This window comes from Nostoc sp. DSM 114167, assembly GCF_052692655.1.
Map to the genome: position 1 here is coordinate 5,133,579 of NZ_CP195116.1, position 21,174 is coordinate 5,154,752.

General features: G+C 42.2%; 23 protein-coding genes. 13 read left to right on the forward strand and 10 right to left on the reverse strand.

From position 1 onward, the window contains the following. Positions 1-102: 102 nt before the first annotated feature. The gene (gene fni / locus NSTC731_RS21860) at positions 103-1,197 is read right to left on the reverse strand and encodes a type 2 isopentenyl-diphosphate Delta-isomerase (RefSeq protein WP_445626778.1); all 1,095 of its coding nucleotides are present in this window, start codon (positions 1,195-1,197) and stop codon (positions 103-105) included. 153 nt (positions 1,198-1,350) lie between these two features. On the opposite strand from fni, the gene NSTC731_RS21865 reads away from it, so the two are divergent. Then, entirely contained in the window at positions 1,351-1,935 is a 585-nt protein-coding gene (locus tag NSTC731_RS21865) for a Uma2 family endonuclease (protein ID WP_445626779.1), read from the forward strand. Between the two features lie 408 nt (positions 1,936-2,343). Here NSTC731_RS21865 and NSTC731_RS21870 read toward each other — a convergent pair whose 3' ends face one another. Genes NSTC731_RS21870 through ndhC form a run of 3 tightly spaced genes read right to left on the reverse strand, consistent with a single transcriptional unit; the run spans position 2,344 to position 3,957 of the window. Further along, positions 2,344-2,874: an NAD(P)H-quinone oxidoreductase subunit J gene (locus tag NSTC731_RS21870; RefSeq protein ID WP_322693831.1), complete on the reverse strand. Its 531-nt coding sequence runs from the start codon at positions 2,872-2,874 to the stop codon at positions 2,344-2,346. Continuing rightward, on the reverse strand, positions 2,867-3,604 hold the full coding sequence (gene ndhK / locus NSTC731_RS21875; protein ID WP_445626780.1) for a photosynthetic/respiratory NAD(P)H-quinone oxidoreductase subunit K: 738 nt from the start codon (positions 3,602-3,604) through the stop codon (positions 2,867-2,869). The genes NSTC731_RS21870 and ndhK overlap by 8 nt, the downstream gene beginning before the upstream one ends. Further along, positions 3,595-3,957, reverse strand: a complete 363-nt coding sequence (gene ndhC / locus NSTC731_RS21880) for a photosynthetic/respiratory NAD(P)H-quinone oxidoreductase subunit C (protein ID WP_012411797.1) — start codon at positions 3,955-3,957, stop codon at positions 3,595-3,597. Before ndhC ends, ndhK begins: the two co-directional genes overlap by 10 nt. A 324-nt stretch (positions 3,958-4,281) precedes the next feature. Between ndhC and NSTC731_RS21885 the strand changes: the two genes are divergently transcribed. The 6 genes from NSTC731_RS21885 (at position 4,282) to NSTC731_RS21910 (ending at position 6,718) form a co-directional block, all read left to right on the forward strand. Continuing rightward, entirely contained in the window at positions 4,282-4,617 is a 336-nt protein-coding gene (locus NSTC731_RS21885) for a rubredoxin (protein WP_094348032.1), read from the forward strand. Positions 4,618-4,758: 141 nt separating this feature from the next. After that, positions 4,759-5,778: a photosynthesis system II assembly factor Ycf48 gene (locus NSTC731_RS21890; protein ID WP_445626781.1), complete on the forward strand. Its 1,020-nt coding sequence runs from the start codon at positions 4,759-4,761 to the stop codon at positions 5,776-5,778. 224 nt (positions 5,779-6,002) lie between these two features. Continuing rightward, positions 6,003-6,251: a cytochrome b559 subunit alpha gene (gene psbE, locus NSTC731_RS21895; protein WP_012411800.1), complete on the forward strand. Its 249-nt coding sequence runs from the start codon at positions 6,003-6,005 to the stop codon at positions 6,249-6,251. Between the two features lie 9 nt (positions 6,252-6,260). Continuing rightward, positions 6,261-6,398, forward strand: coding sequence for a cytochrome b559 subunit beta (gene psbF, locus NSTC731_RS21900; protein ID WP_015115279.1), 138 nt, complete (start codon positions 6,261-6,263; stop codon positions 6,396-6,398). A gap of 8 nt (positions 6,399-6,406) precedes the next feature. After that, on the forward strand, positions 6,407-6,529 hold the full coding sequence (locus tag NSTC731_RS21905) for a photosystem II reaction center protein L (RefSeq protein ID WP_015127970.1): 123 nt from the start codon (positions 6,407-6,409) through the stop codon (positions 6,527-6,529). A 69-nt stretch (positions 6,530-6,598) separates the two neighbouring features. After that, positions 6,599-6,718 (forward strand): photosystem II reaction center protein J, encoded by a 120-nt coding sequence (locus NSTC731_RS21910; protein ID WP_012411803.1) that lies wholly within the window; start codon positions 6,599-6,601, stop codon positions 6,716-6,718. Between the two features lie 219 nt (positions 6,719-6,937). On the opposite strand, the gene psaI is transcribed toward NSTC731_RS21910, so the two are convergent. After that, the gene (gene psaI / locus NSTC731_RS21915; protein WP_322693829.1) at positions 6,938-7,087 is read right to left on the reverse strand and encodes a photosystem I reaction center subunit VIII; all 150 of its coding nucleotides are present in this window, start codon (positions 7,085-7,087) and stop codon (positions 6,938-6,940) included. A 253-nt stretch (positions 7,088-7,340) separates the two neighbouring features. Beyond that, positions 7,341-11,228, reverse strand: coding sequence for a hypothetical protein (locus NSTC731_RS21920; RefSeq protein WP_445626782.1), 3,888 nt, complete (start codon positions 11,226-11,228; stop codon positions 7,341-7,343). A 603-nt stretch (positions 11,229-11,831) separates the two neighbouring features. Between NSTC731_RS21920 and NSTC731_RS21925 the strand changes: the two genes are divergently transcribed. Further along, positions 11,832-12,029, forward strand: a complete 198-nt coding sequence (locus NSTC731_RS21925; RefSeq protein ID WP_445626783.1) for a hypothetical protein — start codon at positions 11,832-11,834, stop codon at positions 12,027-12,029. Between the two features lie 80 nt (positions 12,030-12,109). Next, positions 12,110-12,586 carry a Tic20 family protein gene (locus NSTC731_RS21930; protein ID WP_094348027.1) on the forward strand — a complete coding sequence of 159 codons (477 nt, stop codon included), beginning with the start codon at positions 12,110-12,112 and terminating at the stop codon, positions 12,584-12,586. A gap of 3 nt (positions 12,587-12,589) precedes the next feature. On the opposite strand, the gene NSTC731_RS21935 is transcribed toward NSTC731_RS21930, so the two are convergent. Continuing rightward, complete coding sequence (locus NSTC731_RS21935) at positions 12,590-13,363, reverse strand: fumarylacetoacetate hydrolase family protein (RefSeq protein ID WP_445626784.1); 774 nt, start codon at positions 13,361-13,363, stop codon at positions 12,590-12,592. Positions 13,364-13,751: 388 nt separating this feature from the next. Between NSTC731_RS21935 and rpsF the strand changes: the two genes are divergently transcribed. Next, the gene (gene rpsF / locus NSTC731_RS21940; protein WP_445626785.1) at positions 13,752-14,108 is read left to right on the forward strand and encodes a 30S ribosomal protein S6; all 357 of its coding nucleotides are present in this window, start codon (positions 13,752-13,754) and stop codon (positions 14,106-14,108) included. 240 nt (positions 14,109-14,348) lie between these two features. After that, entirely contained in the window at positions 14,349-14,909 is a 561-nt protein-coding gene (locus NSTC731_RS21945) for an Npun_F5560 family protein (protein WP_445626786.1), read from the forward strand. Positions 14,910-15,377: 468 nt separating this feature from the next. Here NSTC731_RS21945 and NSTC731_RS21950 read toward each other — a convergent pair whose 3' ends face one another. After that, positions 15,378-15,731: an STAS domain-containing protein gene (locus tag NSTC731_RS21950; RefSeq protein WP_445626787.1), complete on the reverse strand. Its 354-nt coding sequence runs from the start codon at positions 15,729-15,731 to the stop codon at positions 15,378-15,380. 468 nt (positions 15,732-16,199) lie between these two features. On the opposite strand from NSTC731_RS21950, the gene NSTC731_RS21955 reads away from it, so the two are divergent. Beyond that, positions 16,200-16,829, forward strand: coding sequence for a DedA family protein (locus NSTC731_RS21955; protein ID WP_445626788.1), 630 nt, complete (start codon positions 16,200-16,202; stop codon positions 16,827-16,829). A 133-nt stretch (positions 16,830-16,962) separates the two neighbouring features. On the opposite strand, the gene NSTC731_RS21960 is transcribed toward NSTC731_RS21955, so the two are convergent. Further along, on the reverse strand, positions 16,963-18,165 hold the full coding sequence (locus NSTC731_RS21960; protein WP_445626789.1) for an argininosuccinate synthase: 1,203 nt from the start codon (positions 18,163-18,165) through the stop codon (positions 16,963-16,965). A 445-nt stretch (positions 18,166-18,610) separates the two neighbouring features. Continuing rightward, a complete protein-coding gene (locus NSTC731_RS21965; RefSeq protein ID WP_445626790.1) occupies positions 18,611-19,372 on the reverse strand; it encodes an Npun_F0296 family exosortase-dependent surface protein in 762 nt (253 codons plus the stop codon). Between the two features lie 494 nt (positions 19,373-19,866). Here NSTC731_RS21965 and NSTC731_RS21970 point away from each other — a divergent pair, with 494 nt between their 5' ends. Continuing rightward, positions 19,867-21,129, forward strand: coding sequence for an anhydro-N-acetylmuramic acid kinase (locus NSTC731_RS21970; protein WP_445626791.1), 1,263 nt, complete (start codon positions 19,867-19,869; stop codon positions 21,127-21,129). Positions 21,130-21,174: the final 45 nt, after the last annotated feature.

Sequence of the window (21,174 nt, forward strand, 5' to 3'; positions counted from 1 at the left end):
GCTTCTCTACGAGACGCTGCGCGTTAGCGGAGCTTTCGCTTTAGCGATACGCTCAGTACAAGTGACAAATGACAAATGACTAATGACTAATGACCTATTTACTTATTCTATGCGCTGTAAACAGCCAGAGTGCTTTAACTGATACAAGGTAGCATTGCCAGTACAAAATAAGACTGTGGTGATTTCAGCGATTAATACCTCAGCGAGTTCGGCTACTGCTGTCTCTGATATTGCTGCTGCTTGCAAGAAAGGCATTGCTAAACCAGCTATATCTGCTCCCAAAGCGATCGCAGCTGCAATATCCAATCCATGACGCAAACCTCCCGAAGCAATTAAAGGCACATCTTTGGCGTTGGCGTAGCCCGCACTTCGACAAGGCTCAGTGACCATCGTAGACATCGCTCTAATAGTTGTAATGCACTCTGCCGTCGGTAAACCCCAATCGGCAAACGTCCTCCCTAAACGACGTTGTAAGGGATTTTCTGCCCGTTCGCTTTCTACTTTTGCCCAAGAAGTACCTCCCGCACCCGCGACATCAATTGCTGCTACCCCAGCGGCAAGAAGTTTTTGGGCGATCGCTGCTGAAATGCCGTTACCAACTTCCTTCGCAATCACTGGTACTGGCAATTTTGAGCATAATATAGAAATCTTGTCAAGTAAACCTCGAAAATTAGTATCACCTTTGGGTTGAATGCACTCTTGTAAAGGGTTAATGTGTAAAATTAAGGCATCAGCTTCTAAAATATCAACTACGCGCAAACATTCATCTAAGCCGTACTTGTAATTAAGTTGCACAGCCCCCAAGTTTGCAAGTAGCAGAACATCAGGGGCATACTTGCGGACAGCAAAAGTATCAGCCACCTGGGGTTTTTCCACTGCTACTCGCTGAGAACCAACACCCATTGCAATTTTGTAGTGTTGTGCGACTTGGGCCAAACGTTGGTTAATGATTGCGGCTTGTTCTGTTCCGCCAGTCATGGAAGAAATTAATAAAGGTGCGCCAAGGTGCTTCCCCAGGAAAGTTGTACTGATATCAATATCGTTGTAATTGAGTTCGGGTAAGCAAGAATGGGTGAAACGATAACGTTCTAATCCATTGGTGATGCGATCGCACTGAACATCTTCTTCTAAGCAGATGCGAATGTGATCGGCTTTGCGATTCTGAGTTTGTGCAGAGATATTGGTAGGGGCGTTCACTGGTGGGTATGGCTAAAAGTATTGGCTTGCGATCGCTATTGTTACATTGTCTGCAACCGTATTTGTATAACAAAAATATTTATTTTGCCTATCAATAGGGTACGTTACGCTATTGATAACAGAACCATTCCTCCATTTTATCAGTTAATTAATATGGTTTTACAAACAGAAAAACGCTACACCCCAGAAGAATATTTGGAATTAGAAGAGAAGGCTGAATATAAAAATGAATACAGAGATGGAGAGATTATACCTATGACAGGGGGGACAACCAACCACAATAAGATTGCACTTAATTTTTGTCGCAAGTTTCCCCTGACTGTGCAAGGACAAGATTATGAGATTTACATAGGGGATGTAAAATTATCAATACCTCGTCATCGCATTTATACTTATCCTGATGTAATCGTCATCAAAGGTAAGCCTATTTATGAGGGAACAGGTACAACAATTATTACTAATCCCTTGTTAATTGTTGAAGTCTTATCAAATTCAACTAAAAATTATGACAAAACAGATAAATTTAAATATTATCGCTCAATTCCTGGTTTTCAGGAATATATTATGATTGACCAGTATAGTTTTGCTGTAGAACAATTTGCAAAGCAAGTAGAAGGTCAATGGATTTTTAAGGAATATGAAGGTGAAGATGCAGTTTTAGTCTTAGATTCTATCGAATTTCAAATTACCTTGCGTGATATTTACGAACGGGTGAATTTTGAGTTGATTGAGGAATAATATCATATCCGCTTGCTGACGGGGCGACAAAATGGGCTAAAAAGCTTATCAAATAAAGAGTGCAGCAATACTATGGTAAAAAAAAGATAGGTCTACTTTTGTCAATAAGACCAATAAGATTGATAATTTTACCTAAATTTTACCAAACACATCTGAAAAGTTAACTGAGTCTTGCCGAATATCTCTTACTGCAAATTTTGATTAATGTGCTGCAATCGATTAAATTGGGACTTCCAGAAAATAAACTATGCCACTAACAATTTGTTCAATTAGTCACTCAAACCTATGAAACTGGGGTCAAGCTGACAAAAAAATTTATTCTTTGGAAGTCCCTGACATGAAACACCAAAAACATAACCCCTCTCCGACACCGGAAAGGGGTTAATTACTGCTAAAACTCAGCAATCTCTAATAAGCGTCTTGCAACTCGTAGAAATCGGGTGAGACGTAATCCTTCCGCAAAGGCCAACCTACCCAATCTTCCGGCATCAAAAGCCGCTTGAGATTTGGATGCCCTTCGTAGATAATGCCGAACATATCGTAAGACTCGCGCTCTTGCCAATCTGCGGTCTTCCAAATCCAGTACACAGAAGGCACTACAGGATTTTCCCGTGGTAAGAACACCTTAACTCGAACTTCTTCGGGGCGATCGCTATTATCACCGACTTTAATCAAGTGATACATACTCACTAATTCTTGTCCTGGACCAAGGTCAATACCACCTTGACACTGGAGATAATTAAACCCATAAGCATAAAGGGCTGTAGCGGTAGGAAGCAAAAAATCTGCCGCTACCTTAATTATCTCTACACCATTTTTGTCTGGTGCTAAAAACTCATGGTCAAAACCATTTTCCGTCAACCATTGGGAAACTTTACCCGCTTGTACCAATGCTTCTTCTTTCGCTGCTGGTACTGGTTTAGATTCTTCTTCAGCCACGGGGTTGTTCCTCCTTTTGCGCCTTTTCTGTCAGCAGTGCAGGTGGTATTGGCATACCTATTGCTTCCGCCAATTCCTTCGGTGGTGCAGAGCGAGTTGCTGACTGCAAATACTTACCAGTTAAGATTTCCTCTACTGGCTTCAGGTTATGAGTCGTGCTGTAATAGCGGTGAGTTTGCTTAATTTTACCCCGCTCTTGCATCGACTCGTTGGAGATTTTCTTCCGCAACTTAATGATTGCGTCGATAATTGCTTCGGGACGGGGAGGACAACCAGGCAAATACACATCCACAGGAATCAGTTTATCGACTCCGCGCACTGCCGTGGTAGAGTCAACGCTAAACATACCGCCAGTAATTGTGCAAGCACCCATCGCAATTACATACTTCGGCTCTGGCATTTGTTCGTAAAGACGCACCAGTTGCGGAGCCATCTTCATCGTGATAGTCCCTGCCGTAATAATTAAATCAGCTTGGCGGGGGCTAGAACGGGGAATTAGCCCAAAACGGTCAAAGTCAAACCGGGAACCAATTAAAGCTGCAAACTCAATAAAGCAGCAAGCAGTACCAAATAACAACGGCCACAAACTAGAAAGCCGCGCCCAGTCGTAGAGGTCATCAACCGTCGTCAAAATGACGTTTTCTGAAAGGTCTTGAGTGACATTAGTACGCTCAATGGGGTTGATGATTCGTTCTTTACCCTGGGTTGTTAAGTTAGAATTCAAGACCATTCCAAAGCTCCTTTACGCCATGCGTAAACTAAAGCGACTACAAGAATTGCAATAAAGACTAACGCTTCAATAAAAGCCAATAGCCCTAAACGGTGAAAAGCTACCGCCCAAGGATACAAGAAAACAGTCTCCACATCAAAGACGACGAAGACCAGAGCAAACATGTAGTAGCGGATGTTGAACTGAATCCAGGCTCCCCCGATGGGTTCCATGCCAGATTCATAAGTGGTGCGACGTTCTGGGGCGTAACCACTGGGTCGTAGGAGCTTGGAAGCTGAGAGCGCTAAGGCAGGTACTAGGCTACAGATGATGAAGAAACCTAGAAGGTACTCGTAACCGCTGAGGACAAACACAATGAGTATCTACCGCTTATGGAGTATTTTAAGTAGTGAGTTTTGAGTGCTGAGTGCTGAGTGCTGAGTGCTGAGTGCTGAGTGCTGAGTAGGGAATCTCACTTCTTTACTCAGAACTTTCGGAACTCGGAACTGTTTTACCCAACGCCCAATCCCTTAACTGCGTAACTTTCTTTTACATTATATCTGTTTGGTTTTTCTGAAATCTGGGAAACAGACGGACTTCAGGTATTTGATTCGCTTTTGCTAGTGATAGAAAAGTCTAACAATTATGTCATAATTTTTAACGTATATTTAAGATTTCTCCTTTGCGAGGCCTTAGCCATGAGCGAACCAGCTGTTGAGACTACGGTGTTAGACCGCTACGAGTGTCGCGCCTGCGGTTATGTTTACGAACCCGAAAAGGGAGACGACAAAGATGATATTGCTTCAGGGACAAGCTTTGCAGAACTGCCCATAAATTGGCGCTGTCCAGTTTGTTCTGCTAAAAAGACTGCTTTTGCCAACATCGGCCCTGCCGGTACTGCATCCGGCTTTAAAGAAAATCTCGGTTATGGTTTGGGTGTTAACAACCTAACGCCAACCCAAAAAAATATCCTAATTTTTGGTGCTTTGGCTCTTGGCTTCTTGTTTTTTATCAGTCTTTACGGCTTACAATGACAGCCTTTAAGCAATTTCAAATAACGCTCTCAACCAGAGGGTTGACACTGCGCTAACAAAATTCAAAATGAAAAAGCCAGGATTTTCCAGCATCCTGGCAGCCAACTCCTACAAAAATTTAGAAATAACTAAGAAATACTGATGCATTCAATTGTCAAAGGTTGGCAACGAATATTTGCCTTGTTAATAGTAGTCGTGATGTGCATAGGTTGTAGCCAAGTTCCCTCTGTTAGCTACAACCCTTGGAAAGTCATTTCTGTGCCAACAGACTCAAATTTATTGGATATTGCTTTTACTGATAACCTTGAGCATGGTTATTTAGTTGGTAGCAATGCCACCCTATTGGAAACCAATGACGGTGGTAATACCTGGAAACCAATAACACTGCAACTGGATGAGCAGAAGTATCGCTTTGACTCAGTAAGTTTTGCAGGTAAAGAAGGCTGGATTGCCGGAGAGCCTGGACTATTACTACACACAACCGATGAAGGTGCTTCTTGGTCGCGTATCCCCCTGAGCGAAAAGTTACCAGGTAGTCCGATCGCAGTTAAGGCGCTAGCAAACAATACAGCGGAAATGGCTACTAATGTGGGAGCCATATATAAGACCACAGACGGCGGCAAAAACTGGAAAGCCCAGGTGGAATCAGCAGTGGGTGTGGTGCGTAACTTAGAGCGTTCTGCTGATGGTAAGTATGTTGCAGTTTCGGCTAAAGGTAGTTTCTACTCGACTTGGGAACCAGGCCAAGATGCTTGGGTTCCCCATAATCGCAATAGTTCTCGGCGAGTAGAAAACATGGGCTTTGGTGATAATGGGCAATTGTGGTTGCTAGCTAGAGGAGGTCAAGTTCAGTTTAGTGACCCAACTAAACCTGAAGAATGGCAAGAGGCACAATATCCAGAGTTATCTACCAGTTGGGGTTTACTGGATTTGGCATATCGCACACCCAATGAAATTTGGGTAGGTGGGGGTAGTGGTAATTTGCTACGCAGTGCCGACGGTGGCAAAACCTGGGAAAAAGACCGTGAAGTGGAAGAAGTTGCGGCTAATTTGTACAAGATTGTGTTTTTGGAGCCAGAGCGGGGATTTATAATTGGCGATCGCGGCGTTTTGCTCAAATATCTACCAAACCCTGAAACAACTTCCCCAGAGGCGGCTTAGTGAGTAGGGGGAGATGAGGGGACAAGGGGACAAGGGGACAAGGGGACAAGGGGGTAAACAAAACTCCTAACTCCTAACTCTTAACTCAGCACTCAGCACTCAGCACTCCTAATGCCCCATTCCCAACGTACAATTTCTGAGAAGAACGTTGCAACTTGTAACTCTTTCTTAACTTTGTAGGATAATAAACTCAATAACACTCTATGTATAAGGTAGGGATCTAAATGTCAGGTACCACTGGAGAACGTCCATTTTCGGACATCATTACTAGCGTTCGTTACTGGGTAATTCACAGTATCACCATCCCGGCATTATTTATTGCTGGTTGGTTATTTGTCAGCACCGGACTGGCTTATGATGCTTTTGGTACACCCCGTCCCAACGAGTATTTCACACCAGCGCGGCAAGAAGTGCCCATTGTGAAGAACCGTTTTGAAGCTAAAAAACAAGTTGAACAATTTATTGGAAAGTAGTTTGAGATCATGACTAGCGGCAACAACATCAATCAACCAGTTACCTATCCAATTTTTACCGTTAGATGGCTGGCAGTTCACACTTTAGGTGTACCAACTGTATTCTTTTTGGGCGCGATCGCCGCAATGCAATTTATTCAACGTTAGGAGCAATTATGGTAGAAAGATCGCCCAATCCCAATAATCAACCGGTTGAACTAAACCGGACTTCGTTATACCTGGGATTACTACTAATTTTCGTTCTGGGTATTCTGTTTTCCAGTTACTTCTTTAACTAATTAGAAGTACTGTTGTTAATCTTGGTTTATGAACGTGTGTTGATTTGTTGTTAAGGGAGGAGAGAAGCTGTGTCTGGAAGTGGGAGAATTCCCCTGTGGGTCGTCGCTACGATCGCAGGTTTAGGTATAATTACAGTCTTGGGCATTTTCTTTTATGGTGCCTACGCCGGACTCGGTTCTTCGATTTAACATTAGTTAGTTTGAACCGAATACTATAAGTTAGAACTTTCTAGCATTTGTTGAGAAATCAACGTTAAAAAAACCGCCTGTCTCTATGAGATGGGCGGTATTAATTTTGGTCATTTGTCCTTTGTCATTTGTCATTTGTCCTTTGTCATTTGTTTTTTACAAATGACTAATGACCAATAACCAATGACTAATGACTAATGACTAATGACTACATCAGTATCAGCTGATATCGCTGATATCGTCGCTTTCAATGTATAAAAACAGAAATGCGAAGACCACACCTGGCAAAATCCAACCAATTATGGGCACGAAGATCGCAGACAAGTACGAAGTACTAGCCAAGACAGTAGGCAAAAAAGATGCTGCCATAGTTAAAGGTTCCTATGAAATCACACTACAATTCAAGATGAGCTTACTGCAAATTCTGCCAGATTTTTGAAATTCTTTCATATTTTTAACACAGGGGAAATTAGAGATGGGGAGCAGGGGGACAGAGGAGACAAGGGGAAAAGGGGGACAAGCGGGACAAAGGGGAAATTATTGAACAAGTCTCTCCCAAGTCTCCCCTCTCTTCCTGGTCTACCTTGTCTCTTCTCCATACCCAATGTCCCTCATACCTGAGTTACATACCCAGGAGCTCATCTAGTTGCAAGCTTGGCAAGTCTGGAGGAATCACGGTTCGTACTATTGTGACTTTGTGACTTTCCTGTTGGGTTGTTAGATCGAGTGCGATCGCTCCTAAGCGAATTTCCAAACAGCCAAAGGGAATGTTTAATTGTGTCATCACTTCCAACCCTCCTGATGCATTAGGAAGTAAATTTGTCAATAAATGAGGCCCATCTAGTAAGTAGCGAGTTTGATAATCTTCAAGCCATAACTTGACAACAACTTGCAGAGGTACTTCCGGCAGTACTACGCGCACTATGACAGACTTGCCAGCAATTAATTCGCCTTCTGGCACATACAAATGTGGAGTTGGCAAAGGCTCAGTGGCTGCCGCAATTAGAGGTAAGGAAGAAGATGAATATAAAAGTGGTTGCTCCTTTTCTTCAAAGGTGTCACTCTCCTTTGCATCGCCTTCTAGTTCGGTATCTGTATCATCTACAACGATTTCTTGCGCCAACCAAGCTGACGCTATATTTATTTTTATCGGAGGAGGAGGGGGCGGTAGTTGTGTTAACAGAGCCGATGAGATTGTTGGTTCTAGTACTTTTTCTATTTCCGTATTTTCTCCAATCCCCTGTTCTATTTCCTGCGCTGTGTCTATATCTTCCCCAAAGTTCTCCTGTTCAGGAGCCAATCCTTCGACTTCTTGCCATGTTTCTTGTCCCTTGGGCGTTTCAGCCAAAAGAAATTCTGAACTGTTCCAATATTGGTTCAGATTTTTCTCCGTGTTGGCATCTAGGTCTAATGACAACAAGTTAACATCAACATTCGCATTTTCTGCACTAGGAGGAAGGGGTATCTGTTGTGGTGGAACATAGTTATTGTAATCTTGAGATTGCAGATCGTTGATAGATTCAGGCAAGGAGTATCCTTGGCTCTGCATCCACTTCCTGAGCAGGGGAGATGAATAAAGGTTTCCTGTTGTAATTAATTGTGCATTTTGGGGGGCTTCAACTTCAGCAATAGATTCTTCCTGAAGTTGTGAATTTTGCGGGGCTTCGATTTCAGCAACAGATTCTTCCTGGAATTGTGAATTTTGCGGGGCTTCAACTTCAGCAACAGATTCTTCCTGAAATTGTGCGTCATCTACTCCTAATTCAGGTATATTTTCATCTTCAGCCACAGTTGCGTCCAACTTTGGTAAGTCTTCAGCCGCTTTAACTTCTAATGTATCTGGAAGAACATTATTTTCTACTTTTTCTTCGGCATCATCTGGTAAAGCTTGTAGCCGTTTCAAGTATGGCAAAGTAGTCTCGATTATTGGCATTCGACGTTGCTTGATGACCAACTGCTCCAAATTGATGGTGGCTATAGTAGCATCCTTTTCTACAAGCTTCTCTGGTGTCTGTGGTTCTGCAACAACATCTGAGGGAATGTTGGCATCACTTTGAATAGGGGGCAGTTTCGGTAATTGAGGCAACGAAATACTTGAATTCTTGAGCTTAGATGTCCGCAAGTTAGCTTCTCGCAAAACTTGCAGGTTAATTTGCGGTGGTAAAGGTGTGTTTGGGGATGGATTAACTATCTGAGACTGCTCTGTTTTTGGAGTTTTGACCAGATTTAATAGTTTCAAATCGAGTTTAACAGGTGTCTCTGTTTCTGTGAAAGCAGCAGATGAGTCCGATGGTGTTATGAGATCATTTAAAAATATGTTGGATTTTGCTGCGGCTGTAATTGCCAGTAATTCTGTTACATCTGCTGTAATGGTGAAGGACTGGGTGGCTAACGGCATGACTTCACCAGCATCGGCGAATTTACCATACAAACTGATATCTGCCAAAATTAGCTTAGATTCACAATCAGCAGGAATATCAATTGAGGTATTGATGGTAAAGGGCAACACTTTATCTGATAAGGTTTGCCGTACTTTGGTCAATATTTTCGAGTTCTTGGGCGATCGCAGTTCAATTTCTACTGCAAGCGCCCGCAAGCTTTTTGAAGATGATGTTTCATCCCAATCTAGATTTGTCTTTTCTTGGAATTCTATGTACCCGTTGATTATAAGAGCTTGTCCCCAACGAGCAATATAATTATCCTGACTTAAAATTAGCAGTAATGGTGGCGGTAGTTGTGTTGCCGAAGAATCTGTAACTTTTTCATCTTGCGGCAGCAGTTCAGAGGTGGGTAAAGCTAAATCTATTAAATTTTGTAAAATCTGCTCTGCCGTCTCTCCTTTGAGCCATACAGGACTTACAGGCCGATCGATAACTATATCTTCATCTTCTTCCGTTTCATCTGAGGCAACAGTGGTAACAAGGTTGCTATCTGTAGTAATTGCCAGTCCTTCAGAAACTGCGATCGGATTATCTAGCGCAATTGCAGTTTCTGCTGGGGCATTAGATTCCAAGTTCCCTTCATCTGGTGCAACAGTGGTAACAAGGTTGCTATCTGTAGTAATTGCCAGTTCTTCAGAAACTGCGATCGCATTATCTAGCTCAATTGCAGTTTCTGCTGGGGCATTAGATTCCAAGTTCTCTTCATTTGGTGCAACAGTGGTAACAAGGTTGCTATCTGTAGTAATTGCCAGTCCTTCAGAAACTGCGATCGCATTATCTAGCTCAATTGCAGTTTCTGCTGGGGCATTAGATTCTAAGTTCTCTTCATCTGCTGCAACAGTGAGGTTGCTATCTTTAGTAATTGCCAGTTCTTCAGAAACTGCGATCGCATTATCTAGCTCAATTGCAGTTTCTGCTGGGGCATTAGATTCTAAGTTCTCTTCATCTGCTGCAACAGTGAGGTTGCTATCTGTAGTAATTGCCAGTCCTTCAGAAACTGCGATCGCATTATCTAGCTCAATTGCAGTTTCTGCTGGGGCATTAGATTCCAAGTTCTCTTCATCTGCTGCAACAGTGAGGTTGCTATCTGTAGTAATTGCCAGTCCTTCAGAAACTGCGATCGCATTATCTAGCTCAATTGCAGTTTCTGCTGGGGCATTAGATTCCAAGTTCTCTTCATCTGCTGCAACAGTGAGGTTGCTATCTGTAGTAATTGCCAGTCCTTCAGAAACTGCGATCGCATTATCTAGCTCAATTGCAGTTTCTGCTGGGGCATTAGATTCCAAGTTCTCTTCATCTGCTGCAACAGTGAGGTTGCTATCTGTAGTAATTGCCAGTCCTTCAGAAACTGCGATCGCATTATCTAGCTCAATTACAGTTTCTGCTGGGGCATTAGATTCCAAGTTCTCTTCATCTGAGGCAACAGTGAGGTTGCTATCTGTAGTAATTGCCAGTCCTTCAGAAACTGCGATCGGATTATCTAGCGCAATTGCAGTTTCTGCTGGGGCATTAGATTCCAAGTTCTCTTCATCTGAGGCAACAGTGAGGTTGTTATCTGTAGTAATTGCCAGTCCTTCAGAAACTGCGATCGCTTTCTCAAACGTAAATAACGTGATTGCAGTTTCTGCTGAAGCACTATATTCCAAGTTTCCAGAAACAGGATCTGGGCGATCGTTGGATGAACTTGAGTCTAAATTTTTCCTCGGTTCTCTCTCTGCTAACAGCGAGAAGACTTGTACTTGCACGCTGTATTGCCAAGATTTACCCAGCAGATCCGACATCAAATCGCCGGAACACCGCAACTCCCAAACTCCCGGTTGGAAGTAGGTAAAAGGAATTACCGCCATTATGCCTTCTGAATTAGTGCGACGCGATCGCTTGAAAATTCGCCGCGTTGGTTGAACTTCCTCGGTTGAAGAGTGAGTTACCCGCACTTCCACGTCTGTATTAAGAAGGTTAGAACGAGCCAAAACTCTATACTGCCCTTCCAAGATTTCCAAATTTGGCGATTCTAGGATATGCCACGAGCGAGCGCCTTGTTTCTGTATCAGAAATTGCCAGTGTTCCATTGTAAGTGATGCCCAGACCGACGAGCCGCTGAGTAATATTGTGTATTAACTTGCTTGCAAGTTTACCTCAGTATTTTAGAAATGCCTCACTTAAATAACTATCAAGTTAACTCAGTTTTACTGACTTGACTTCACACACTTTAACTACTCACCTCAAGGGAATTTCAATAAGTCGCCGTGTTGCTTGTGCGTAAAGCTTTTGTTGTTTTCTGAATATTAAGTTTGACACATCCTAGTGCTAAATTAACAGAGATGCAATGGATACCGTTAGTTGTCTTTGCTCAACTTAGTGCAAAAATTTTTGTATTATTTTTTACTAAAATTTCCACTTTGCAATAGACACAACGTACAATAAATTTAAATTCACTTGAGAATTGTTATTGAATCATAATTACCCACATTTTTGCTGCAAAGAGGTAAGATGTGGTTCTTAAGTGTCCTCTGCGATCGCCCAAGTTAGGCGCAAAGCGAGATTGCAAATCACAACACTTAACCACGCAAAACGCATCCAATCTATCTGAAGTGGCTATTTGAACCGTTACAAAACACGTCTTCCCTTGAGTGAAATGTGGGTTGACAATGAGGATTTACAGGAGGGATTCGATGCTAGTCATTTTAATGGACGAGCAAATCCTTGCCCCTGAGCAAGTTTGCCAGTCTTGTTTACTTGCTGACGGGAGCGGTCAACCCCGTTGGCGTAAAGGTCAACTGCGCTGTGGTCAAGCCATTCGCAAACTTACTCAACAGCAGCCAGACCAATATGAATGTATGATGGGCTTTCGCATCGCCCATATAGAATAGTTGAATTTCTCAGCAAGACCAGTAACTGCGTTATCCTAAGCTCAAGTAACTATTAAAATTTAACCACAGGAGAACGCATAATGTCTTGGCGCGGGTCTACAACAGTTTCAGATCGGATTTTTGCTTCCTTGCCTTATTTGCTTCCTCTAATTGAAGTTTTTGTATTTGGTAGATATTTACTCTCAGAGTTTCCACCGTTACAACTACTGTTTTTACCGCTTCTGCCATTATTGAGAATTTACTACGGCGTGCGTTATGCAGGAATGATTATTTTCTTTGCTTTATTTTTGCTGGTAGTAAGAAACGAAAAAATTAGTCACTTTATTCGTTTCAACACCATGCAAGCAATCCTTTTGGATATCATTATCTTTTTGTTTAGCATCCTAACTGATGTTGTGGGACTAGTTCCTTCCGGTGGTTTTGCAATCCAAACTCTATCCACAACCATTTTTATCGGCATAGTGGGAGCAGTCGCATATTCAGTCATCCAGTCTGTGAGCGGACGTTATGCAGAAATTCCAGCGATTTCCGATGCAGTGTATATGCAAGTGCGTTAGAAGTTAACGGGTCGCTACGGTGTTTTCCAGGCGACCGATACCTTCAATTTCGACGCGGACGCGATCGCCTGGATGCAAAGCACTTACACCCTCCGGCGTACCTGTAAGCACCAAATCACCAGGGAGTAGCGTCATCACCTGACTGATATAGGAAACTAAAACATCGGGGGAAAACACCATCCGATCGATACAGGTAGATTGGACTGGATTAGCATCGTCATTCACAAAAGTCTGCAATCTCGCTCCTGGATTTAATTCCCGCACAATCCAAGGTCCCAAAGGACAGAAAGTATCAAAACCTTTGGCTCGCGTCCACTGACCATCCTGTTTTTGTAAATCTCGCGCTGTTACGTCATTGGCGATGGTGTAGCCCCAAATTTTGGTTTGGGCTACCTCTGGCGTGCATTCAAAAGCGTAATCGCCAATCACTAGAGCTAACTCTCCTTCATAGTCAACTCTCTGTGACTGGGGAGGATACTTAATTTCCCTTTCAGATGGAATGATCGACGTAGGTGGCTTCAGAAAGATTAATGGCTCAGAAGGTACTGGGGTTCCCATTTCAGCTGCATGATCTGCATAATTCTTACCCACGGCCACAATTTTTGAGGGGGCGCAGGGAGCCAGAATTTGGTAATTTTCTGGTGTCAAAGTTAAATCAGTGGGTTGTCCTTGTAACCAGGGTGGAGCATCTAGCACCTGTACATTCAGGGATAGCTGTAGTAACCCATAGTAAATCTGTCCTTCTGGATTTTGAATTCGCACGTAGCGCTGCGCCATAACCTTGATAAATACCTTTTTTCTGCTTTTTAGTTGCTGTGAGCAGGTAGCAATCGTCAGTTAGCTGTTTAGCAAACCGATTGAGCCTTGAGCAAAAAAGCGATCGCTATTTAAGATGCCCTTTAAAGAAAGATACCCCTTAGCGAAGCTGATAGCTCGATCGATCTTGTGAAAGAAATATCAGGATTGCCTCTCAACCTAGTTTTCATTAGGGACATCCAAAAAATCCAAACTTTCTTTGGCAATTTGGCTAATGAAACAAAATTGAAAACTGGTAAGATTATAGTTCCTTGTTGCTTCAGATGTTGATTAATACTGGCATTTTAAATAAAGTCTAGGTATAAATTGATATCAGCAGCCACTTTTGTCCATGAGGAAACTGAAAAATATGACTACAAATTACGAAACAATGTACATCCTCCGTCCTGACTTGGGAGAGGAACAGGTAGAGCAAGCAGTTACTAAATATCAGAATTTGCTTCGCGAACAAGGCGCCCAGGACATCCAAATTCAAAATCGTGGTAAGCGCCGTCTGGCTTATGAAATCAAAAAACATCGGGATGGCATCTACATCCAGTTAAACTACAGCGCACCTGCAACTGCGATCGCTCCTTTTGAACGCGCTATGCGTTTGAGTGAAGAAGTGATTCGCTACTTGACAATTAAGCAGGACATTGAAGAAGAAAAACCCCCTAAAGAGGAAAAAGAAAAGCCTACTAAAGTAGCTGCACCTGCAACAGTGTAGGGAAGTGAGGGGGATGAGGGAGATGAGGGAGTAGGGGAAGCAGGGGAAGAATTCTTAACTCCTAACTCCTAACTCTTAACTCCCTATCCTCAATCCCCACTCCCATTCAATAAAATTTTGTCTTTTTCTTTTTTCGTCACTTGTTTGGGAATGCTAAATTAACAAATACTTGCCAAAGGTAGTACTCCCGCAGTTATACCTAAGAGTGGACAAGATTCTGAATGGGAGCTTTAAGCTACTGTGAGCCAATCTGAGACACCTAATATTCAAGTTCTCTCGACGGAAGTATCGCAGCTACGCCAGGAGTTGCAACTTCGCGATCAATTAGTGCAACAACTATCTCAAGAACTTTTCCGGCTGGTAAAGGGTAACACTAGTTTTATGCCACAGCAGCCGGAATTTGAGCGCGATCTGACCCAGTTACACGCTTTACAAGAACAACTCCAAGCTGTGGAACAGCAGGTGGCGTTCTACCAAGAGCAAATTACAACTCGTGACTCCGAAATTTATCAATTGCGACAGTCAGTTCAAGAACTTACCGATCGCACTCGGATGTTGGAGCAAGTAGTACAAGAGTTGCCTCAAATTTACCGTCGGAAGTTTGAGGAGCGGATGACGCCAGTCAGAGAAAAGGTAGCAACGCTACAACGGGAAAACCGCCAACTGCAAGCAGAACTGCAAAGTGTGAGTTACCGTTTAGCACTCAAAACTCGCAATGCTAGTCACAGCGGTATTGATTTACCAAATTTTCCCCGCCCAGCATCGGAACAAACTAATATTTCGACTCCCCAGAATGCCTAAAATTATCATTATGGTGGAATTTAAGAGGTAAGAAATTGGTGCATCAAAACATCTTGGAGGCATCCAAGTACTAGATCGAGGCAAAAATAACTATAAAGTTAGAAATAACCGAAAAGCCGAGATTCTAACCTTTCTTACCTCCTGCTTCCTTTCACTAGTTACGTCCCAGATAAAACAATTAGCTTAGAGTAATTTGCACAACCCTGGATTTAAAAGGCTGGGGAGTGTCACAAACAGTTGCATTTGCTTTGATCCATTTTGGCAATTTCTGACTTTACTGCTTTAGGTAGATGACTTCCAATAATGCGATTTATACTACCTAGCTCAAAGATATGAGTTTCCCTCAACATTCAACTCTTGCCAATAAAGAAAATCAGCCTGCTAGCACCAGACTGTTATTTTAAAGAGAATGTGAAAAAATGCAAATATTGCTTGACTCCGCCATCCTCCCGTAGGTAGATTTATTAGTTAGTCTGCTAGCATCAGACTGTCATCTTTAACGTTGGTAAAAATATCTTGGTAAGTGTTAAAAATTTCAAACACTGTATCGAGTTGGGTAAGTTCCAAAATCAACCGTACAGGAGCTTGTACGTTGCATAGAACTAAGCGGCAACCACTCTGACGTGCAGCTTTTAAGCCTTTTACTAAAGGAACTAACCCAGAGCTGTCCATGAAGTTAACTTCTGCTAGATCGATAACCCAGAGTTGATAAGCTTGAGGGACTACTCCAGCCATCTGTTCGCTCAAAGCCTTACCGCCTTGCAAATCTATGCTTCCTTGGGGTTTAAACAAAATCACTTGAAGTTCTTGTGTGAAAGCCATGAATTTAACAGGGTAATTGGAACACTTGACAAAAAATTGAAAAAGACATCAATACTTCTTCTTTTTCAACGGTAAAATGACCTTTTACCCAGATATTTGGGTAATTTTAGTCCTACAGTTGAGAGAGATTATTTCAGTATTCATGTCGTATAATTTGTGATAACTTTCATCAATATAGGCATAAGCGCCTAACAATTTCGGTATCAACCGTATCTTTTACAAGATTTTCACAATTTAAACGGATATTTATAAATTTTCTATAAAATTTTTAATCTTTTTTTAATAGATTATGAACATGTGGTACTAATCCCAAAAATTGGATAGTTAATAGTCATAAGTTAATAGTTACCATAGCGTAGAAGTTATGTATTAGTTTGATTGACACTCCACCCAAAAACAAGCAAAAATATAGTAAAAATATAGTAAAAATATAGTAAAAGTAAAAATTTGTAAAGACGGCGGTGTGGAATGTCTTTAGAGTTGATTTCACTACAAAATATCCAGGAAATTGCTCATAATTACGGGTATTGGGCAATTTTTTTCGGAATTTTGCTAGAAAATTTAGGCATTCCCCTTCCTGGTGAAACCGTGACCTTAGTAGGCGGGTTTTTAGCTGGTAGCGATGAACTAAATTTCTGGCTGGTTCTCGGTGACGCAATTATGGGTGCTGTCATTGGTGGTACTTGTGGCTATTGGATTGGTAGAGTTAGCGGTTGGGCTTTTCTAGTAAAAGTTGGCAGCATATTTCGGATTTCTGAAGTGCGGCTGCTGAGTATTAAAGATCAATTTAGTCAAAACGCTGCTAAAGGAGTGTTTTTTGGGCGTTTTTTGGCATTGTTACGAGTTTTTGCTGCACCACTAGCTGGTATAGCTGAAATGCCCTTTAGAAAATTCTTTTTATACAACTTTTTAGGAGCAGTTGCTTGGGCTAGTTTGATGGTAACCTTAGCTTTTTTTGCTGGCAAAATAGTCTCTTTAGAACAATTGGTTGCTTGGGTGGGTCAATTTGCGATCGCAGCGTTACTAATCCTCGCTGCCTTAATTATTGTGCCCCTGTGGCTGGAATCTCGCCAGGTTAAAGGTGCAGCAGAAGAGTAAGTCAAGCATAAACTAAGTCAGGAGTCAGGAGTGAAAAGTAAAGTAAAAAGTGAATTTTTTTGACTTTTACTTTTGTATTTTGCTTTTTTAACTCCTAACTCCTGTACAGACGCGATTAATCGCGTCTCTACTTCTAACTCCTAATCTGCTTTGACCAAATGCGAGTCGGTAGTCCCCAAACATAGATAAAGCCTTCAGCGGCTTTGTGGTCAAATTTGTCTTCGGCTCCGTAGGTTGCCAAATCAGGAGTATAGAGAGAATTATCGCTCGAACGCCCAACTATCGTAGAGTTGCCCTTGAACAACTTCACTCGCACAGTTCCAAAGACTTGCTCTTGTGTCTTTTGAATAAAGGCATCGAGTGCAACTTTAAGTGGACTGTACCACAAACCGTTGTAAACTATTTGGCTGTAAGTTTCTTCAATCCCACGCTTGTAATGGGTGACATCTGCCGTTAAAGTCAAGCTTTCTAAATCTTTATGTGCTTGAATTAGCACCAACATTGCGGGTGATTCGTAGATTTCCCGCGATTTGATCCCCACCAGACGGTTTTCAATCATATCGATCCGGCCGATGCCGTGATTTCCTACCATCTGATTGAGTTCTTCAATTAGCTCAACTGGCTTTTTGGCTATACCGTTGAGGGTTATAGGAATACCACCCTGGAAACCAATTTCGATGTACTGTGGCTCGTTGGGAGTCTGAGCGATCGCTTTGGTCATCTCATAAATTTCTTCTGGTGGCTCAAATGACGGATCTTCGAGTAAACCAGCTTCAATACTCCGACCAAGCAAATTCTTGTCAATACTATAGGGAGAAGATTTTTTAACTGGTGAGGGAATACCAAACTTTTCCCCATAAGCGATCGTTTCCTCACGACTCATCCCCCATTCTCTGGCTGGTGCGAGGATCTTCAGGTTGGGGTTTAAGGCGGTGACAGAGACATCAAAGCGAACCTGATCGTTGCCTTTACCGGTGCAACCGTGAGCGATCGCATCAGCACCATATTTTTCGGCTGTTTCTACTAATATTTTGGCAATCAGTGGACGAGCTAGGGCGGTTCCTAGAGGATAACGATTTTCATAAAGGGCGTTGGCTTGAATCGCTCCAAAGGCGTAATCTTTAACGAAGCTGTCTTTGACATCTGCCACTAGGGATTCACTTGCACCCGATTTCAGAGCTTTTTCTCTGATTGGCTCTAATTCATCTCCCTGACCTAAATCTGCTGCTAGGGTAATCACCTCTTCCACACCCCACTCCTGCTTGAGGTAGGGGATGCAAACTGAGGTATCCACTCCGCCAGAATATGCCAGGACAACCTTTTTGGCGCGACCCATTAATTTCTCCAGTTAGGACAACAAAGAATGAGTCATTATTATATCTAAACTAATCCACGTATATTTTATTCATGCAATAACCTATAGGAGTCAAAATTACGGTTCACTCTCAATACAGTTTGGTTAAGCTCTAAGCAGTATTGAGTAGACCTCTTGCACAAATGAAATGTAAAATTTGCCCACCCTACCGGATCTTGCTACATCCCTCAACCCCTTCTCCCAATTTTGCATGAATAAAAAGTCTAGTTAAAGAAAATTTTCTCAGCTTGCTGCGCGTAGCATTGACCGTAGAAGAAGCCCTGATTATAAATGGCAAATGTATTAGGGCGAGTTTACCTAAGTAAACTCGCCCTGATTTGTATTTAATATTAACTAAGTTTTGAAATCCTTCTACAGGCTAAGGTTAGACTATAGAGAAAATCTTACTGAGCTCAGATTGATATATTTAATGAGATTGTCTTACAGTTTGTAACTTTTCGTTCTTGCGCTTGCGTAGAAACATACCACCTACAGCCAGCATACCTAATGTAATACTAGGCTCAGGAACAGACTTAGGATCAAAACCTGTAAATTTGTCAGTTCCTAGATGGAAAGAATGGTTGTCGCTTTCAAATCCACCACCACCTGTTTGGGTAATGACAATCTTGTTGAAAATGTCGTTGCTACTATCTGAGTAGAAGTGAAGGTAGCCATTTCCTTCACCGCCATGCTGTGATGCACGAATTGGAGCAACTGGGTTCACATCCTCTGTTGTAAATGATTTGATTAGATTATCGCCATTGTAGAAGGAAAAAACGTTACCAGAACTAATAGCTCCCCAGTCAATACCGAAATAATTGAGGGAACTTGCAAGGTTAATTGTGACTTTATCGCCGTTGAAAACTGCCAAATAATTCCCATTATTGACTTCACCATTTGCCCCAGCAGGTGCCCATACATCTGACCTCACACTGCTGGTTCCACTGTTATTCTCAAATGAGTATTTAGCAAAACCAGTGGTTGGTGCTTGACCATTATTGAAGTTAACAGTTGTCGTACCGGGAAGTTGAGTAAACTCAGAAAAAGCACCTTGGTCAGTTTCTCCATTAGGGCCTGCAATGCCAGTGGTTATTTGGAAGGAAATAGCCTGGGCAGAACCTGCATAGATAAATGAGGAGATTGCAGATAAGGATAGAGCAGCGATACAAGCAATTTTTGTAAGAGACATAATCTTGAAATTCTGTATTTTTAATTGTTGAAAAGTTCGTTTGCGACTTGGATTCATTATGTAGTGTCTTATAGAAGAAACAATAGGATGAAACTACTGGATTTGGATTTATTGAAAAATCCCTAGATTTAGCCAAGAATTTGCCCTATTTTTGAACAGAAATCAGTAGTTTCACTTGCAGGAAAAGTGGATAGGATATCTGTTATTTATCTGAAGGTAAAAAAGTTGTAAAGTTAGCCTGCATATATTAAGAATTTGTATATTCGGATGTTGTCCTGATTAAGGATCGATCAAGATAACAAACAAAATTGTTTTAAATTATTTGTTTGCTGGTCAATATAAATAGATTCGGGGTCATTGCTATTGATTTTGAGATTCTTCCGTCGCTCTATTTACTTTTTCTTCTGTAATCAACTATGCAACCTGAGTGTTTTGACATAGCTATTAACATGAATTAAACTAAACTCTTGCAATCAACAAAAGAATATCGAGCGATGCATCCAACTGAAAAAGCTGTTGTCCCTACTCGCGTTATTGGTTTAATTAGTGGCACATCCGTAGATGGCATAGACGCTGCGTTGGTAGAGGTTTCCGGTACAGAATTGGATCTCAAAGTTGAGTTGCTAGCCGGGGCAACATATCCTTATCCAGCCCAACTCAGAGAAAAAATATTAGCAGTTGGTGCAGGCGCTGCCATCTCAATGGCAGAATTAGCGGAAATAGATGATGCGATCGCTCAAGTCTTTGCCCAAGCCGCCCAAAATATTCAAATTGGTCATCAGCGCGCCACTCTCATTGGTTCCCACGGTCAAACGGTTTATCATCGACCGCCCAAAGAGGGAGCAGGAGGAGCAGGGGAGCAGGGGAGCAGGGGGAGAGAAACGATCGCTACCCACGGGCTAAACTCTTGCTATCCGTTAACAGCACTGGGCAGTCCCTTGGGTTACAGTCTTCAACTAGGGCGAGGTGCATTAATTGCCTATCTTACGAACATTGCGACTGTGAGCAACTTCCGCGTTGCTGATATTGCTATTGGTGGTCATGGTGCGCCTCTCGTGCCCAGAGTCGATGCTTATTTACTCAGCCATCCCCAGGAGGGGCGTTGTATTCAAAACATTGGTGGTATTGGCAATGTTGCTTATATTCCGCCTCGGTATGGAGACTGGCTCTCAAAAATTCGTGGTTGGGATACTGGCCCTGGAAATAGTCTGTTGGATCTAGCGGTGGAGCATTTAAGCGGTGGTGCTAAAACTTATGATGAAGATGGCAATTGGGCAGCAAGTGGTACTCCTTGCCATCAATTAGTAGAACAATGGCTCAATCAAGACTACTTTCATTTACCGCCACCCAAATCTACTGGACGCGAATTATTTGGTGTGACTTACCTGCATCAGTGTTTAAAAGATGCTCAAGCATACCAACTCAATCCTGCTGACGTACTGGCAACTCTCACAGAACTTACAGCTGCTTCAATTTTTCATAGTTACCACACTTTTTTGCCAGAAATGCCACAACGAGTATTATTATGTGGTGGTGGTAGTCGCAATCTTTATTTGAAACAAAGGTTACAGTTGTTGTTAGGATCGATACCAGTCTCGACAACAGATGAAGTCGGCTTGAGTGCAGATTTTAAAGAAGCGATCGCTTTCGCAGTTTTAGCCTACTGGCGACATTTGGGTATTCCTGGCAACTTACCTACAGCCACAGGTGCACCTCAAGAAGTACTTTTGGGAGAAATTCACCAAGGTCAGTCTTGAGTCAAGAACAATAAACAAGATAAAAAATTTCTTCATTCTTTTCTC